This window comes from Flavobacterium anseongense (genome assembly GCF_021608185.1).
GTDB lineage: Bacteria > Bacteroidota > Bacteroidia > Flavobacteriales > Flavobacteriaceae > Flavobacterium > Flavobacterium anseongense.
On the sequence record NZ_JAKIHN010000003.1, the window covers coordinates 1 to 15858 of the forward strand.

The following is a 15858-nucleotide window of genomic DNA, read 5'->3' on the forward strand; positions in this document are numbered from 1 at the left end:
AAGGAAATGGTGTGCTTCGTCCAACGCACCATCTGGCTCCTTCACTAAAACAGTCCACCGGACTGTTTCTTTACGTTTCGGTCCTACTCAAATCGGATAGATTTTGACGGGGTGATTTTGGTAATAATAAAAGATGGAATGAGTAATACCAACAAACAGATTACTATCGTTCCTATGTTGAGTAACAAAATATAGAATAGGTTAATATCGACCGGCGCTACGTTGACGTAGTAACTTTCGGGGTTGAGTTTGATGATTCCGAAATATTTTTGGAGTAACAGCAATCCGATTCCGATTAGATTTCCCCATAGCAATCCACGACCAATTAAGTAGGCTGCGTTGTAGAGAAATATTTTTCGGACAGACCAATTGTTGGCTCCAAGAGATTTTAGAATTCCAATCATTTGTGTTCTTTCGAGAATTAGAACCAAAAGTGCGACTACCATATTAATAGTAGAAACGGCAATCATGACAATCAGGATGACGATGATATTAAAGTCGAAAAGTTTTAGCCATTCGAAGATATAATAGAACTTCTCTACAATGGTTTGCGAATCGAGTGTTGATGCTATTTCCTCGTAGACTTGTTCTCCTTTGTTCTCTATTTGGGTGAAATCATCAACAAAAACCTCGAAAGATCCTATTTCTTCTGTACTCCATTTATTGATTCTTTGCACATGACGAATATCGCCAATCACATAACTGGCATCGAACTCCTGAAAACCCGAATTGTAAATTCCGACTATTTTAAAATTGCGCAGGTTGTAGCCTTCGCTGTCTTCTTTCATAAAGTAGGTCACGAATTTGTCTCCGAGTTTTAACCCTAAACGATTACACAAATACTGTGAAATTAAAACTTCTTCATTGAGATTGGCTTTAAAATTGGGTAATCTGCCTTCAGTTAAGTATTCATTCAAATTATCGGTTTGGTAATCTTTACCGACGCCTTTGAAAATAATGCCTTCGAAAGCCGATTCGGTTCTGATGATTCCGGCTTTGCTGGCAACTGCCTGAACATGAGTTATACCTTCTACGTTTTTGAAGTTTGGATAAAAGTTTTGATGAATAGAAATCGGTTTTGTGCTGACATCTGAATTGTTGTCGTTATAGCCCGAAATAATAATGTGTCCGTTGAAAGCTGAAACCTTTTGGCGTATTTTTTGTTGCAGCCCAATTCCGGTTGCGATGGAAACAATCATCATAATCATTCCAAGTGCAATCGCAGTGATGGCAATTTTTATTATTGGCGCAGATATACTACTTTTATGGTCTTTAGCAGTAATAAGTCTTTTTGCTATAAAATATTCTAATTTCAATGGTATGATTTCAAATTTGGTGTTCAAAAATACAGTTTTATTCTCGGTTTTACTAATGCTTGCGTGCAGTAGTCAAAAGGGACAAGGGATAAGGGATAAGGCAGAAGTTGGAATGCAGAATAAAGAAAGTAGAACGCAGAATTCGGAAATAAAAACCGGCGCTGATAATTCTACCACTTATTTACCTTTATTGAAAGACAAAAAAGTTGGCATTGTGACCAATCAAACCGGAATCCTTTCTAATAAAACTCATGTTGTCGATTTCCTTTTAGACAAAAAAATAAACCTTATAAAAATCTTCGCTCCGGAACACGGCTTTCGTGGCACAGCCGATGCCGGTGAGCATGTAGTTGATGGAAAAGACTCCAAGACCGGGTTGCCGATTATTTCACTTTATGGCGATAACAAAAAACCGAAGCCTGAACAATTAGCCGGACTTGACGTTTTGCTTTTTGATTTGCAGGATGTTGGAGCGCGATTCTACACTTATATTTCGTCGCTTCATTATATCATGGAAGCCTGTGCCGAAAATAATATTCGGCTTATTGTTTTAGACCGACCAAATCCGAATGGCGGCATTGTTGACGGACCAATTTTGGAAAAAGAATTTATCAGTTTTGTGGGAATGCATCAAATTCCGTTATTGCACGGCTTGACGATTGGTGAATATGGCAAAATGATTAATGGAGAAAAATGGCTGAAAAACGGAGTGCAATGTAACTTAACTGTAATTCCGTGTTTGAACTACAAACGTGAAATGTTTTATGGCTTACCTGTAAAACCTTCGCCAAACTTACCAAATGACCAAGCTATTAATTTATATGCAAGCTTGTGTTTATTTGAAGGAACGAATGTAAGCGTTGGTCGTGGCACCGAAAAGCAATTCCAAATTTACGGTTCGCCGTTTCTGCCAAAAAGTGATTTTAGTTTTACGCCAATTCCCAATTTTGGGTCAAAAGAACCAATGCATAAAAACCAATTGTGTTACGGAGAAGATTTGACTCAAGCTCCAAAAGTGCATCAACTTGAATTGAAATGGTTAATCAAGGCTTATAATTCAACCTCAGATAAATCGAAATTCTTTATTCCGTTTTTTACCAAATTGGCCGGAACCAAAAAGCTACAACAGCAAATTGAAGCCGGAACATCGGAAACTGAAATTAGAAAATCCTGGGAAAAGGGATTAAAGGATTTTAAGGAAATGCGTAAAAAGTACCTTATCTATTAAGAAGACCTTTAACCGAAATAAACAACAAGTAAAACAAAAGGCTGATAACTGCTAAGATTCCAAACAAAAAAAGAGACAACATAAAAACCTCAAACATTTGATAGGCAAATGAGTTGATCGTAGTATCTGAATCAATCAAAAACCCAAAAACAGCCAATGCAAGAGCAACTATGTAAACGTATATTAAAAATCGAAAGTTCTTCATAATCTTCTTTTAGTAATAACGCAAAATAGAAAACTTTATTATACTTTGACTTCTATATCAGGGTTGATTGCAAGCAAATCATTGAGAAAGTTTTGCCTTTCTTTTGGCGAAATATAAATTTCATCAAACTTATTAAACTTAATCGCTATCCTATCTAAAGACAAGGCCGGAGAACTTAGAATAGAATTGGTTTTTTCTATTTTTCTGATTTTTGATATCTCGATTTTATCGTTTACAATAAACATGCATTTAACAATCAGTTGATTTTCTGCTATGATATATCGGGTAGATTTTGAGATAAAAACAATAAAAAGTGTACAAAGTATAATTCCAAGATAACCAATCCATTCTCCCTCAATAATACTCACTACACTTCTAAATATTGGATAAAGTAAAACTAATCCAAGCCACCAATCTATTTTTGATTTATATATTTTCATTATAACGGTAATTTTTTCTTCATTTCTTCTACAATATTATATGCTGCCGGACAAATAGCAACATTCTTCAAAGTCAAATCAGATATTTGTTGAAACTTCTTTCTGTCGGTATGTGGAAACTCGCGACAGGCTTTCGGACGCACATCATAAATCATGCAGTAATTTTCAGCATCCAAAAACGTACACGGAACACTTTGCAACACATAATCATTGTCTTCATCAATGCGAAGATATTGGTCGATGAATTGTTGTGGTTTTTGCTTTAAGTGTTTTGAAATCCGTTCAATATCAGCTGAAGTAAATAACGGACCAGTAGTTTTACAGCAATTCGCGCATTTCAAACAATCCGTTCGTTTGAACTCGGCATCGTGCAATTCCTGCATCACATAATCCAAATTTTTGGGTGTTTTCTTTTTAAGCTTATCAAAATATTTTTTGTTTTCGATATGCTTATCTTTGGCTAACTTTTGAATCTCGTTTAAGGAAGGTTTCAAACTCATGGTGCAAAATTACATAAAACGAATAACCGAATAACCAAATAACCGAATAAACTCATATGAAAGACCTTTTCGGCAAAGCCATACTCGATTTTCAAACTAACAATTCGCCCCAAGATTTGGTGACCGAAACCAACATTTCAGAAGCCGATGAAATGAGTGTAGATTATCTTTTCAGAAGTTATAACGAAATGCCAAAGCTCGAAAAGAAAGCATTGCAACTTTGCAAAGGAAAAATCCTCGATGTTGGCTGCGGTGCCGGAAGCCATAGTTTGTATTTGCAGGAAAAAGGATTTGAGGTAATTTCAATTGATATTTCGGCAAACGCTATCAAAGCTTGTGAGTTACGCGGATTGAAAAATGTCCGAGTTCAGAATGTATTAGACATTGATGAAAAGTTCGACACCATCTTATTGTTAATGAACGGTACCGGAATTTTCGGCACGCTTTCGGAAACTTCGAAATTTCTGCAAAAACTGAAATCGCTTTTAAATCCGAATGGTCAGATTTTAATTGACAGTTCTGACATCATTTATATGTTTGATGAAGCCGATGACGGAAGCTATTTAGTTCCGGCTGACGGTTATTATGGCGAACTGACTTTTACCATTAACTACAAAAACGAAACCGAAGAACCTTTTCCTTGGCTTTATATGGATTATAACACCTTACAAAATGCCGCTCATGCCAACGGTTTGCAATGCGAATTGGTTCAGGAAGGCAAACACTTTGATTATTTAGCAAAACTCACAATTTAGTTATGAAAAATATTGAACTCGAAAAACTGCGTTATCCGATTGGAATATTTGAAGCTCCAAAAGTATATACTTCCGAGCTATTGGCGAAAGCCATACAAACTATTGAAGCATTCCCTCAAAAATTAAAAGCCGAAGTTCAGCACTTATCAAAACAACAATTAGAAACTCCGTATCGACCTGAGGGTTGGACGATTCGCCAAGTCGTGCATCATTGCGCCGACAGCCATATGAATTGTTTTATCCGTCTAAAATGGACGATGACTGAAAACAATCCGACTATAAAATTCTATTATGAAAATCTTTGGGGAGAAGGCATTGACAACAAAACCATGCCGATTGAGCCAAGCCTGCTATTTTTAGAAGGATTGCATTATCGATTGGCATTTGTAATGAAAAGCCTGTCCGAATTAGATTTGGAAATGGCTTATATACACCCTGAACACAACAAGGAATTCCAGCTTCGTGAAATGATTTGTCTTTATGAATGGCATTGCAACCATCATTTGGCGCATATTACTGAACTTAAGAAAAGAAAAAACTGGAAGTAGAATAAGGAGCTATTTCCAGCTATCCGCTCTATCTTTTGTTTTGTGCTTCGACAAGCTCAGCATGACAAAACAAAAGGATGCCACTTCCATCTGGGCTAGGAATCTACACTTGAATCAAATCCGTTGTTTTAATGATATCTTCCAAAGCACGATACAAAATGTCTAAATCTTCCTGAGAATTATAAGCATTGATTGAAAATCGGATATAAATTTTATCATTCAAAGGCATCACCGGAACCTGGATTTTATATTTTGAAAACAATACTTCTTTTAGTTCCGTTGGCTTGTTAGTATTGACCGGAATGCTTGCCATTTGACCTAAAAATGCTGAAGTAATCGGAGCAAGCGGTTTGGTATTTAATAAATCACAAAAGCGTTGGTAGTTATTCAAAACAATTTCTTTACAGGATTTTGAGACTTCCTTCCAATTATTTTGCTCCAAAAATTCAACCACTTTTGGTGTACACAAAAAAGCCGATACATCACGAGTTCCCTGCAATTCGTGATAATCCAAGAATTGGCTTTCGCCCGGCGCCACACTTTCGTAACCCCAACTGACAACCAAAGGTTCTAAATCGTTTTGCAGCTCGGGTTTCACATATAAGAACGAACTCCCCTTAGGCGCCAACATCCATTTATGTAAAGTCCCGGTATAATAATCCGGATTTAATTCAGAAATATCTAAATCAATATGCGCCGGAACATGCGCTCCGTCAACAATCGTAATCAAACCCAATTCTTTAGCTCTGTCGCAAATCTCCTTTACCGGAAAAATCAAAGCCGTGGCACTCGACATTTGGTTCAGGAAAATTACTTTGGTGTTTTGATTATAGCCTTTCCAGAATTCTTCTATGACTTGTTCTTTGGACACAACCGGTAAGCTTATGTTTTGTCGAATGTACTTGACTCCTGATTTTTTGCAATAGAAATTCCACGTTCTGTCCATGGCGCCATATTCGTGATTGGTGGCTAAAATTTCATCTCCCGGATTTAGTTTTATGCTCCGCATAATAACATTAATCGCATACGTTGGATTGGAAGTAAAGAACAAATCTCCGGCTTGGCAGCCCACAAATTTGGCTAAACTTTCACGTGCAATTTTTAAATACTTAGGCTGCTTTTTGACTATAAACTCAACCGGATCAGATTCAATTTCTCTTTGAAAGCGTTGGTATTCATCAAAAATAGGTTTTGGGCAAGAACCAAAAGAGCCGTGATTTAAGAACGTGATATTTTGGTCTAATAGGAATTGTGATTGCATAGCATTTTTTGGTAAAAATAAAAAATCCCATCTCGTTCTAAAAAACGAGATGGGATTATGCTTTAAGGGATATTCAAATATTTATGAGTTTGTAGCGACACTCTCCACTTTGGATTGTTCATTACATAATCGACAATTAGCGGTGTCATTTCTTCTTTTTTACTCCATTCAGGCTGCAGGAAAAGAATAGCATTTGGGTTTACTTTGGCAGCTTGTTCTTCAGCAAAAATAAAATCGTGCTTGTTGTAAACTATCACTTTTAACTCATTGGCAATAGCATAAGCATCGGCAACGGGCAATTTATTTTTCTTTGGCGAAAGACAAAACCAATCCCAAGTTCCTGTTACAGGATAAGCTCCCGAAGTCTCGATATGCACTTTTAGATTCTTGTCTTTCAATTTTTGGGTAAGCAAAGTCATATCCCAAGTCAAAGGTTCTCCACCGGTTACTACAACCGTATCTGCATATTGCTTTGCATTGGTAACAATAATATCCGTTGCTGTTGGCGGATGCAGTTCGGCATTCCAACTTTCTTTTACATCACACCAATGACAGCCTACATCGCAACCACCAATTCGAATAAAATAGGCGGCTGTTCCCGTATGAAATCCTTCGCCCTGAATCGTATAAAACTCTTCCATAAGTGGAAGCATTTCTCCTTTTTCAACGGCCAATTGTGTTTCTTTTGATAACATTTTGTTTAATCTAGTGGGCAAAGATAAGTCCTTTTAAACAAAAAACCGCCCCGATTTTGTATCGAGACGGTTTTTAAAAATGCTATTCTTTTTTACTTTAATAATTTCATTGCTTCAAGCGCATACGAATTAGCTGGGTCAAGTGCTAAGGTTTTGTTTAGCATATCTTTTGCTTTTGTTTTATCAGTATTAGCTAAAGCTGATGCTATATTGTTGTATGACTCAATAAACTTAGCTTTATTTTTAGCAACTTCTTCTTCACCTTTTGCAGTTACTACGTCAATATATTGTTGGTAGTAAGTCGCCATCATTTCGTCATTTTCCAATAATCTATTAGCTCTTGCTCTGAAAAGATACGCATCTTGTGTTGTTGGAGAAGCTGTAATTACATTTCCAAAAGCAGCATCTGCCTTTTGCAACGCAATTGGATCCGGTTTTACAATGTCTTTTCTTGTATTGTCATAATAAATTGAGTTCCCAAGATAGAAATTGTCAATCAAATAATTTTTTGAATTTGGATTGGTAACCGCTAATTCAAATACTGCCGCAGCTGCACCGAATGCTTTTTGGTCGTATAGTTTTTTCCCAATTTCATTCAATTCATTTACTGCTAACGGCTCCATTTCAATTGCTTTTTTCAAATCTGCAATTCCGGATGCTAACTGTATTGGGTCTATTGTTTTTCCATCGGCACTTGCACCTTTTTTGATTTTGGCCTGACCTAAATACAAATAATCACGCGGAATTATTTTGTTAGTCGGATTAGCAGTATAATTTTGCAAAGCTTCGAGAGCCGAGTCAACATTTCCATTTTCATAGGCTGAATATCCTAAGTAACGTAAAATTCTTGGATTTACTCCATCCAACTTTTTCATCTCGTTTGCTTCCAATTCCAGCGCTTTATAATCTTTTGCCAAGATTAAAAAGTCAGCATGACGCATACGTGAAGTGATTGAATAGTCTGTTAAAGTCATGTATTTTTCATAAAAGCTTAATGCTTTTTGAATATTTTCTGTATAGGTTTTTGGAATATTGTTTCCCCATAAATAATGAGTTTCCGCTAATTCACGATAAACCGGACCATAATTTGGGTTGATAGCAATTACTTCGTTGTATGCTTTAACAGCTTCTGTGTATGCTTTAGCGCCTTTTAACAAAACACCCAATTGCATTTTGGCTCTAATCAATGTATTATCAAATTGATAAGCATTTCTATAGGCTACATAAGAATCATTTTGATTTTTATCTCCATAATACGCATCACCTAATGCTAATTGTACCTGAGCATCGTTTGGATTTGCTGTTGCAGCTTTTGTCAAAATGGCAATGGCACTTTTATAATCAGGTTTATCAGCATTCATAAAAGCACGGGCAATATAAACATATTCTTCAGTGTCTTTCTTTTTCAAATCTTTGATAACTAAATCAAATTTAGCTTGTGCTGCAGCTTTGTTATTGGCATCCAAATCTAATTGACCTAAACCAATATTATTTAATCTTGCACCTTCACTTGCTGCTAATCCTTTTTGAAAATAGATTGAAGCGGAATCGGAAATATTTTGTCTTAGGTAAATATTACCTAAAAGAAATGCGGCTCTACCGTTTGACGGTTTTGCTTGTATAACTGATTTTAACAACGATTTTGCTTTTTCAAATTGTTCAGCATCAATAGCTTTCTTCGCTGGCTCCAAATCTTGTGCTTTCGCAATGGTTGTTGCTACTAACGCTAAGCTGAAAATTTTAAACTTGTTCATCTTCTTGTATTTAATTTTTATCTTTTGTAATTGTGTTTCTAATTCTGATTTTTCTAGTTGGAATTTGCTCAGGAACTAGACCTGATTTTAAAATGATACGTTGTCCTCTTTCTCCTGTAAGGAAGGAACCAAATCCCATTCCAAGTCCGGAATATCCCTGACAGTTGACGATATACAAACGGCGTGCCAAAGGATATTTCCCTTGTGCCAGATTATCCTGCGTTGGAAAAAAATATTCCGATTCGTTTATCCCTTTAACGCCTAGCACATTTACATTATCTACGGTTTCCTGTAAATCTAATGGCGGTTGAAAAATCCAATTCATTCCAATAACGCCAACCATTCCATTATTTTTGGCAACATATTTTAAAACTTCTTCATTGGTTTTGAATGAAAAAACGTTTTTCTGATTATTAACAGACACTCCTGAAATTTCAGAAATATACCTTGCTGTACTCGAATTCGCATTGTCGAAAACCAATCCTTTGATATTTGGAACAGCTTTTCCGTTAACAAAATCAACAACGTCTTGTAAAGCTATTAGAGTATCGTTGGTTGTTTTGCTTTTGATAAAAGCAACAGCATCGGTTGCAAAAGGAGTAATTCTTGGGGTGATTTTTTTGCTTTTATAAGCTTTTAATTCTTTAGCCGTAAGTGTTCGTGTTAAGATTACAATTTTTGCTTTATCATTAAACAAATCATTAATTACTTCATTTTCTGATTTTGAAACTAATTCTAACTTGGCATTATATTCTGTTTCAAATACGGCTGTCTCATCTTCTACTATTGGCAATATTGACTCATCAACATATACCGTAGCTTTTCCTTCCAGTATTGTATCTTCTGCTTTACTGTTATTCTTCTGACAGGAAAAAACAAAAAGCAAGGTTAATAAAGCAAAGCCTACAAGTGTCTTGGTTAATTTATTCATTTCAAAATTTATTCTTCTTTATTAAAGAAACGCAAAAATCGTAAAAAAGAATATACAATCAGTAAAATTCCAAAAACAATTCTGTATTTATATTCTAATGTTAAAGGTAGTGACTTCCAAAATATGATTAGTAAGCCTAATGTTAAATAAATCAAAAAAAACAAAATGCCTATAACGAGAAGAAACCGCTCTTTGAGCGATTTCTTCTGAAAGTTTTCGATGAATTTTGAAATCATTTATTCTGCTGATTGAATTGAAATCGGTAAAGAATACAGTACTCTCACTTTCTTTCCGTTTTGCTCACCAGGATTCCATTTTGGACAAGATTTTAAAACTCTGATAGCTTCTTTTCCTGTTCCGTAACCGATATCTCTAAGTACTTTAATATCTGTAAGCGAACCGTCTTTTTCAACTACAAACGTTACAAATACTTTTCCTTTTAATCCTTCTTCTTCCGGAACTTGGAAATTCTTACCAACGAATTTGTAGAATTTATCCAATCCTCCTGGAAAATCCGGTTTTACTTCGATACCTGCAGTGCTGTAGATATTGTTATCTTCTTCAACCACACTAGGTCCTGTTCCAACTGGCTCAACTGATAATGGTGCATCCGGATCACCTTTGATTGTTTCATCGCCTAGCTTTTTATCTTTGATTTCTTCCACTTTTGGTGGTTCTTCAGTAATCTCTTCTGTTTTAGCCACTACTGGCTTAACAAATTTCACCTGATCCACTTTTGGCGGAGGTGGCGGAGGTGGCGGAAGATCTTTTGGCTGCTCCTTTGGAGGCAGCTTAATTGTCACAATTTTTTGATCCAGAGCAGCATCATCATTTGACATATCCGGAATTAAGCTAATAATAAGCGGTGCGCTTACTGCAAGGCTAAAAACAAATGCGCCAATTAAAAGGGCACGAAACGTTGTTTTTGAATCGTCTTTACGCAACTCATACGCTCCATACGCTTTGTTACGCCCTTCAAAAACGATGTCTATCCACTGTCTTTTAAATAAGTCTAATTTCATTTTTTAGTATATTTTTGATTAACACTGGATTATTTATTCATTTCATCAACTAACTTCATCTCGTCTGGTGTAATGTCATTTACAATGGCATAGGTCGGAACTTTACAAATTGCCATTTCATCCAAAACATCAACCAAATTTCTATAAGTTGATTTCTTACTAGGCTTGATAATTACAATCAGACCTTTATCCTTATTGCCTGTTACTTGTGGTACCGAAACTACTCTCTTTAAAATTTCTTTACGAAGACCATTTCTTCCATACACAGCATCAGTTGGTTTACCATTAGGCTCTGGAGATTCCAAAAGTCCATGAAACCATTTAATTTTATCATTATCGCCCATGATAATTGTCATGGTTCTTCTTTGGTCAACTTTAACGTCTTTTTGTGGTTCGTCTTTGTCATCCTTATCAGGCAAACCCAAATCCATAGATTGAGGTTTTGATAAAGATGTAGTCAACATAAAAAACGTAATCAATAAGAATGCTAAATCCACCATGGCAGTTAAATCTACCTTTGCATTGGATTTCTTACTTCTTACCTTACCACTGCCTTTTTTGCCGCCACCTTCGCCGGTATTTAATTCAGCCATTTTATAATATTATTAAATATATTAATAGTCTTTTCCTCTTAAACCAGTAACTAAATTAAAGCTATTGATTTTTTGATCCTGTAAAATATCCATCACTCTTTTAATCTGTGGATATTCTTCTTTAGCATCGCCTTTGATTGCAAATTGAAGTTCTTTCGTTCCTCCATTTTCAATATTTGCTTTTCTGGCGCCTTGTATCCAATCTTGTAATTGATTGTTTATAGAGTCGCAAGGCATTCCCGGCTGTACTCCTTTTTTAGCTCTGTCTGAACCTTTCATTGCCAGTAATTGCTTCAGTCCCTCAACAGGAACACCAAACTCATCCATAAGTTCGAATTCGGTCTTTTCTTTATCTGTGAAGTCAACTTTATATTTACTGGACATATATTCAAGTGCTCCTGATCGTATTGCTCTATCCTTCATTCCAAAAAACACTTGCTCTTTTCCTTCGCTTTTCCCTACCGTAATAGTTACCAAACCAGTTTCCGGCAATTTTGTCTGCACGGTTGAGGAAGGTGTATCTACTGGTAGTGGCTCAGGTACTTTAGCCGTTGCCGTTAAGATAAAGAATGTAAGCAAAAGGAACGCTACGTCACACATCGCCGTCATGTCGATGGATGTTGACTTTTTGGACATTTTTACTTTACCCATTATTTATTTGTTTTATAACAATTAACAAAAATTAATTGCATTATGATTTTAAGCTTCCTCTGAATTTTCTGTATGTGTTCACAATAGTTGAACCCGCCTCATCAATTGAGTAAGTCAAAGTATCTATTTTAGAAGTAAAGAAGTTGTAAGTTACAATTGCTAAAGCAGAAGTAGAAATTCCAGTCGCCGTATTGATAAGTGCTTCAGAAATACCATTTGCCAAGGCTGCCTGGTCAGGAGTTCCTGTTGAAGCTAACGCACCAAACGCTTTAATCATCCCGGTTACTGTTCCTAATAATCCTGCAAGAGTTCCAAGAGAAACTAATGTTGAAATGATAGTCAGGTTTTTCTCTAACATTGGCATTTCAAGAGCTGTTGCTTCTTCGATTTCTTTGTGGATAGTTTCAGATGCTTCTTCACTTGTAAATCCTTCTTTTTTAACTTCTTGGTATTTTACTAAAGCCGATTTCACTGCATTAGCTACTGACCCTTGTTGTTTGTCACAAGCATTAATAGCCTCATCAATTTTCCCTTGTTTAATATCTCCTTGGATTGTTTTCATAAAGACATCCAAATTTCCTTTTCCGGCTGCTTTTGAAATAACTGCAAAACGCTCAAATGAAAACACAACTACCATTAATAACAATCCCATCAAAACAGGTACAATTGGTCCTCCTTTGTATACCATCGCTAAATAATTCCCCGGAAGTGGATGACCTGTGTTTACTCCACCTTCAAAGTTAGCACCATTACCCATGATAAACTGCCAGATAATCCAACCCACGAAAATACATAATAAGATAATGATTCCTGAAACCATTCCTACTCCTTTTGAACTGCCTTCTTTTTTAACGTTTGCCATTTTTTTAAATTTTTAATTTTTAAATAATTTTTATAAGTTTTAGTTGTTAATAAACTTGATTAGGAGCAAATTTAATTTTTTACTTCAAATAAAAAAACTTTTTTTAATTTTAATACTACATCGATTTAAATCGCAATTCACGACCAATTCAGTCATTGCAAACAATCATTAAATATTACATAAAAATTGTCGTGATTTTTAGAGTTTTACTGCTTATTTATTATGTATAACGCCAAAAGCGTTGAAATTGTATTTTTTAAACAAACTTTTTTTGAACAATAAAATTAAGCGTTTTTTATTCCGATTCGAAAACAATTAACATTTCCTTGCTTTTGGAAAAATACATTACTTTGCAATATCTTTATAATCTAAAAAATAACAAATGGCCACAGCATCAGATTTTAGTAAACATATTAATGAAGGCTACGCTTCAAAAGGAGAAAGTATCATACTTGGCGGTGCCATTTTAAATGGAGAAGCAGTTGCCGACACTTTTGTAAAAGTGCCTCTAAAAACATTAAACCGTCACGGATTAATTGCCGGTGCTACCGGAACTGGAAAAACAAAAACCATTCAGGTTTTGTCTGAACAGTTATCTTCCTTCGGGATTCCTGTTTTGATGATGGATATCAAAGGTGATTTTTCGGGCATTGCCAAAGAAGGAGAAGAAAAACCTTTTATCACTGAACGTCATGCTAAAATCAACATACCCTATTCTACCGCTTCGTTTCCTGTTGAATTAATGTCGCTTTCGCAACAAAATGGCGTTCGACTCAGAGCAACCGTTTCCGAATTTGGTCCGGTTTTATTTTCCCGAATTTTAGATTTGAATGATACGCAGGCCGGAGTTGTTTCGGTTATTTTCAAATATTGCGATGACCAGAAAATGCCTTTACTGGATTTGAAAGACATCAAAAAAGTACTGAATTATATCACCGAAGAAGGCAAAGACGAAATCGAAGAAAACTACGGAAAAATTTCAACGGCAACCACCGGAATTATTCTGCGCAAGATTATCGAATTAGAACAACAAGGCGGCGATATTTTCTTTGGTGAAAAGTCATTTGAGATTGATGATTTGATGCGCATTGACGAAAACGGAAAAGGTTACGTAAACATCATCCGCTTGACGGACATTCAGGATAAACCAAAGTTATTCTCGACTTTTATGTTGAGTTTGTTAGCCGAAATCTATCAGCAAATGCCCGAAAAAGGCGATGCGGAACAACCAGAATTAGTCATCTTTATTGACGAAGCGCATCTGATTTTTAACGAAGCCAGTAAAGCGTTGTTAGACCAAATCGAAACTATCATCAAATTAATTCGTTCGAAAGGCATTGGCGTTTATTTTGTAACCCAAAATCCAATGGATGTTCCTGCGAGTGTTTTGGCACAATTGGGATTAAAAATTCAACATGCATTACGTGCTTTCACAGCCAACGACCGACAAGCCATCAAACAAACTTCTGATAATTATCCAACTTCTATTTACTATAAAACCGATGAAGTATTAACGAGTTTAGGAATTGGCGAAGCCTTTGTAACGGCCTTAAACGAAAAAGGAATTCCAACACCATTAGCCGCAACCATGATGCGCGCACCAATGAGCCGAATGGACGTTTTGACCGATGCTGAAATTACAGAAATCAACGGCAAATCGAAATTGGTTAGAAAATATTCAGAAGAAATTGACCGTGAAAGCGCCTATGAAATTCTGACTAAAAAAATTGAAAGCGCCATTCAACAAGCCGAAGAACAAGCTCAGGCACAAGAAGAATCTAAACCCGAAAGCAATGAACCAAGCACCGCTTCGGTAATCGGAAAATCAGTTGTGAAGGTGGTGACAAGCGCAACATTTATTCGTGGCGTTTTTGGCGTTTTGGGTAAACTGTTCCGAAAATAATGAAAAGCTACATTACCATTGGTTTACTTATACTATCGAATGTTTTTATGACATTGGCTTGGTATGGACACCTAAAATTCAAAGAACTCAAATGGTTTGAAAACGCCGGATTGATAACTGTTGTTTTAATAAGCTGGGGATTGGCATTGTTTGAATACTGCTTTCAGGTTCCGGCCAACAAAATTGGTTACGAAGGTAATGGCGGACCTTTTTCTTTGATGCAGCTCAAGGTTATTCAGGAAGTAATTACCTTAGTTGTATTTGTCATTTTCTCGCTGATTTTCTTTAAAAACGAAAGCTTCCGATGGAATCATGCTATTGGATTTTGTTTTTTAGTATTGGCAGTTTATTTCATTTTTAAAAAATAAGAATATGAAAAAATTACTATTATGTTTGTTGACGCTTTTACTCATTTGTTGTAACAAAAAAACTGAAACCCCCGAAGCGTTGAAAGCTGAAGTGGCTAAAGCCGAAGACGATTTCAAAAATCTTTCCCAATCTAAGGGAATAGCCGAAGCTTTTTACGCTTACGCAGATGAGAATGCGGTCATAAAAAGGGAAAACGACTCCTTAATTCAAGGAAAAGAAAACATCAAAAACTATTATTCAAACCCGAAATTTCTAAAAGCAACGGTAACCTGGGAACCCGATTTTGTGGATGTTTCTGCTGATGGAACTTTGGGTTATACTTACGGAAAATATGTTTGGACTGTGATTGATTCCTTGGGTGCAAAAAAAGATTTTAAAGGCCGTTTCCATACCGTTTGGAAAAGACAAAAAGACGGAAGCTGGAAATATGTTTGGGATTAAAAATAGCTAACCAATGAAAAAGTATTTTATACAGAAAGAACCATTCGTTGTGCCAACAACCGATGGAAAACTAATTGAAGAACATCACGGAATTCCAACTACAGGAAATTCAGAAATCTCGATTGCGCATATGATTGCGCCACCAAAATGGAGCGAGCCTTTTCAAACGCCTGAATTTGACGAATACACTTATATAATTTCGGGGAAAAAGCAATTTATTATTGATGGAGAAACAGTAGTTCTAGAAACAGGTCAATCCATAAAAATTGAAAAAAATACCAGAGTGCAATATTCCAATCCGTTTGATGAACCTTGTGAATATATTGCCATTTGCAAACCTGCTTTCGATTTTAATAAGGTGCATCGGGAATGAAATTCCAAATC

At 35.9% G+C, this 15858-nt stretch carries 18 protein-coding genes; 7 read left to right on the top strand and 11 right to left on the bottom strand.

Annotated elements, in window-relative coordinates; all coding sequences use genetic code 11:
- Positions 1–83: 83 nt before the first annotated feature.
- The gene (locus L1S35_RS05040; RefSeq protein ID WP_236398334.1) at positions 84–1316 is read right to left on the bottom strand and encodes an ABC transporter permease; all 1233 of its coding nucleotides are present in this window, start codon (positions 1314–1316) and stop codon (positions 84–86) included.
- Positions 1317–1320: 4 nt separating this feature from the next.
- On the opposite strand from L1S35_RS05040, the gene L1S35_RS05045 reads away from it, so the two are divergent.
- Positions 1321–2544, top strand: a complete 1224-nt coding sequence (locus L1S35_RS05045; RefSeq protein WP_236397321.1) for an exo-beta-N-acetylmuramidase NamZ family protein — start codon at positions 1321–1323, stop codon at positions 2542–2544.
- Between the two features lie 243 nt (positions 2545–2787).
- Here L1S35_RS05045 and L1S35_RS05050 read toward each other — a convergent pair whose 3' ends face one another.
- Both L1S35_RS05050 and L1S35_RS05055 read right to left on the bottom strand, forming a co-directional pair.
- A complete protein-coding gene (locus L1S35_RS05050; RefSeq protein ID WP_236397324.1) occupies positions 2788–3189 on the bottom strand; it encodes a PH domain-containing protein in 402 nt (133 codons plus the stop codon).
- On the bottom strand, positions 3189–3689 hold the full coding sequence (locus L1S35_RS05055) for a YkgJ family cysteine cluster protein (RefSeq protein WP_370641056.1): 501 nt from the start codon (positions 3687–3689) through the stop codon (positions 3189–3191). The genes L1S35_RS05050 and L1S35_RS05055 overlap by 1 nt, the downstream gene beginning before the upstream one ends.
- A 56-nt stretch (positions 3690–3745) precedes the next feature.
- Between L1S35_RS05055 and L1S35_RS05060 the strand changes: the two genes are divergently transcribed.
- The gene (locus tag L1S35_RS05060; protein WP_236397327.1) at positions 3746–4444 is read left to right on the top strand and encodes a class I SAM-dependent methyltransferase; all 699 of its coding nucleotides are present in this window, start codon (positions 3746–3748) and stop codon (positions 4442–4444) included.
- Between the two features lie 2 nt (positions 4445–4446).
- The gene (locus L1S35_RS05065; protein WP_236397329.1) at positions 4447–4992 is read left to right on the top strand and encodes a YfiT family bacillithiol transferase; all 546 of its coding nucleotides are present in this window, start codon (positions 4447–4449) and stop codon (positions 4990–4992) included.
- 103 nt (positions 4993–5095) lie between these two features.
- Here L1S35_RS05065 and L1S35_RS05070 read toward each other — a convergent pair whose 3' ends face one another.
- From L1S35_RS05070 to L1S35_RS05110, 8 genes are all read right to left on the bottom strand, one after another.
- The gene (locus L1S35_RS05070; protein ID WP_236397332.1) at positions 5096–6253 is read right to left on the bottom strand and encodes an aminotransferase class V-fold PLP-dependent enzyme; all 1158 of its coding nucleotides are present in this window, start codon (positions 6251–6253) and stop codon (positions 5096–5098) included.
- A gap of 62 nt (positions 6254–6315) precedes the next feature.
- A complete protein-coding gene (locus L1S35_RS05075) occupies positions 6316–6948 on the bottom strand; it encodes a 7-carboxy-7-deazaguanine synthase QueE (protein ID WP_236397335.1) in 633 nt (210 codons plus the stop codon).
- A gap of 92 nt (positions 6949–7040) precedes the next feature.
- Positions 7041–8702, bottom strand: a complete 1662-nt coding sequence (locus L1S35_RS05080) for a tetratricopeptide repeat protein (protein WP_236397338.1) — start codon at positions 8700–8702, stop codon at positions 7041–7043.
- Between the two features lie 10 nt (positions 8703–8712).
- A complete protein-coding gene (locus L1S35_RS05085; protein WP_236397340.1) occupies positions 8713–9633 on the bottom strand; it encodes a PstS family phosphate ABC transporter substrate-binding protein in 921 nt (306 codons plus the stop codon).
- Between the two features lie 236 nt (positions 9634–9869).
- Positions 9870–10655 carry an energy transducer TonB gene (locus L1S35_RS05095; protein ID WP_236397344.1) on the bottom strand — a complete coding sequence of 262 codons (786 nt, stop codon included), beginning with the start codon at positions 10653–10655 and terminating at the stop codon, positions 9870–9872.
- A 29-nt stretch (positions 10656–10684) separates the two neighbouring features.
- On the bottom strand, positions 10685–11248 hold the full coding sequence (locus tag L1S35_RS05100) for an ExbD/TolR family protein (protein WP_236397348.1): 564 nt from the start codon (positions 11246–11248) through the stop codon (positions 10685–10687).
- Positions 11249–11269: 21 nt separating this feature from the next.
- Positions 11270–11899: an ExbD/TolR family protein gene (locus L1S35_RS05105; RefSeq protein WP_236397350.1), complete on the bottom strand. Its 630-nt coding sequence runs from the start codon at positions 11897–11899 to the stop codon at positions 11270–11272.
- A gap of 40 nt (positions 11900–11939) precedes the next feature.
- Positions 11940–12761: a MotA/TolQ/ExbB proton channel family protein gene (locus tag L1S35_RS05110; protein WP_236397354.1), complete on the bottom strand. Its 822-nt coding sequence runs from the start codon at positions 12759–12761 to the stop codon at positions 11940–11942.
- 382 nt (positions 12762–13143) lie between these two features.
- Here L1S35_RS05110 and L1S35_RS05115 point away from each other — a divergent pair, with 382 nt between their 5' ends.
- The 4 genes from L1S35_RS05115 to L1S35_RS05130 are packed head-to-tail and all read left to right on the top strand — an operon-like array spanning position 13144 to position 15847.
- The gene (locus L1S35_RS05115) at positions 13144–14664 is read left to right on the top strand and encodes a helicase HerA-like domain-containing protein (RefSeq protein ID WP_236397357.1); all 1521 of its coding nucleotides are present in this window, start codon (positions 13144–13146) and stop codon (positions 14662–14664) included.
- Entirely contained in the window at positions 14664–15032 is a 369-nt protein-coding gene (locus L1S35_RS05120; protein WP_236397360.1) for a DMT family protein, read from the top strand. The genes L1S35_RS05115 and L1S35_RS05120 overlap by 1 nt, the downstream gene beginning before the upstream one ends.
- A gap of 4 nt (positions 15033–15036) precedes the next feature.
- Entirely contained in the window at positions 15037–15474 is a 438-nt protein-coding gene (locus L1S35_RS05125) for a YybH family protein (RefSeq protein WP_236397363.1), read from the top strand.
- A 13-nt stretch (positions 15475–15487) separates the two neighbouring features.
- Positions 15488–15847, top strand: a complete 360-nt coding sequence (locus tag L1S35_RS05130; RefSeq protein WP_236397365.1) for a cupin domain-containing protein — start codon at positions 15488–15490, stop codon at positions 15845–15847.
- The last annotated feature ends 11 nt before the right edge of the window (positions 15848–15858 follow it).

Excerpts from the sequence above, each read along its gene's own strand:
- L1S35_RS05045 (WP_236397321.1), top strand. The coding sequence starts at position 1,321 with ATGATTTCAAATTTGGTGTTCAAAAATACAGTTTTATTCTCGGTTTTA.
- L1S35_RS05050 (WP_236397324.1), bottom strand. The coding sequence starts at position 3,189 with ATGAAAATATATAAATCAAAAATAGATTGGTGGCTTGGATTAGTTTTA.
- L1S35_RS05055 (WP_370641056.1), bottom strand. The coding sequence starts at position 3,689 with ATGAGTTTGAAACCTTCCTTAAACGAGATTCAAAAGTTAGCCAAAGAT.
- L1S35_RS05060 (WP_236397327.1), top strand. The coding sequence starts at position 3,746 with ATGAAAGACCTTTTCGGCAAAGCCATACTCGATTTTCAAACTAACAAT.
- L1S35_RS05065 (WP_236397329.1), top strand. The coding sequence starts at position 4,447 with ATGAAAAATATTGAACTCGAAAAACTGCGTTATCCGATTGGAATATTT.
- L1S35_RS05070 (WP_236397332.1), bottom strand. The coding sequence starts at position 6,253 with ATGCAATCACAATTCCTATTAGACCAAAATATCACGTTCTTAAATCAC.
- L1S35_RS05075 (WP_236397335.1), bottom strand. The coding sequence starts at position 6,948 with ATGTTATCAAAAGAAACACAATTGGCCGTTGAAAAAGGAGAAATGCTT.
- L1S35_RS05080 (WP_236397338.1), bottom strand. The coding sequence starts at position 8,702 with ATGAACAAGTTTAAAATTTTCAGCTTAGCGTTAGTAGCAACAACCATT.
- L1S35_RS05085 (WP_236397340.1), bottom strand. The coding sequence starts at position 9,633 with ATGAATAAATTAACCAAGACACTTGTAGGCTTTGCTTTATTAACCTTG.
- L1S35_RS05095 (WP_236397344.1), bottom strand. The coding sequence starts at position 10,655 with ATGAAATTAGACTTATTTAAAAGACAGTGGATAGACATCGTTTTTGAA.
- L1S35_RS05100 (WP_236397348.1), bottom strand. The coding sequence starts at position 11,248 with ATGGCTGAATTAAATACCGGCGAAGGTGGCGGCAAAAAAGGCAGTGGT.
- L1S35_RS05105 (WP_236397350.1), bottom strand. The coding sequence starts at position 11,899 with ATGGGTAAAGTAAAAATGTCCAAAAAGTCAACATCCATCGACATGACG.
- L1S35_RS05110 (WP_236397354.1), bottom strand. The coding sequence starts at position 12,761 with ATGGCAAACGTTAAAAAAGAAGGCAGTTCAAAAGGAGTAGGAATGGTT.
- L1S35_RS05115 (WP_236397357.1), top strand. The coding sequence starts at position 13,144 with ATGGCCACAGCATCAGATTTTAGTAAACATATTAATGAAGGCTACGCT.
- L1S35_RS05120 (WP_236397360.1), top strand. The coding sequence starts at position 14,664 with ATGAAAAGCTACATTACCATTGGTTTACTTATACTATCGAATGTTTTT.
- L1S35_RS05125 (WP_236397363.1), top strand. The coding sequence starts at position 15,037 with ATGAAAAAATTACTATTATGTTTGTTGACGCTTTTACTCATTTGTTGT.
- L1S35_RS05130 (WP_236397365.1), top strand. The coding sequence starts at position 15,488 with ATGAAAAAGTATTTTATACAGAAAGAACCATTCGTTGTGCCAACAACC.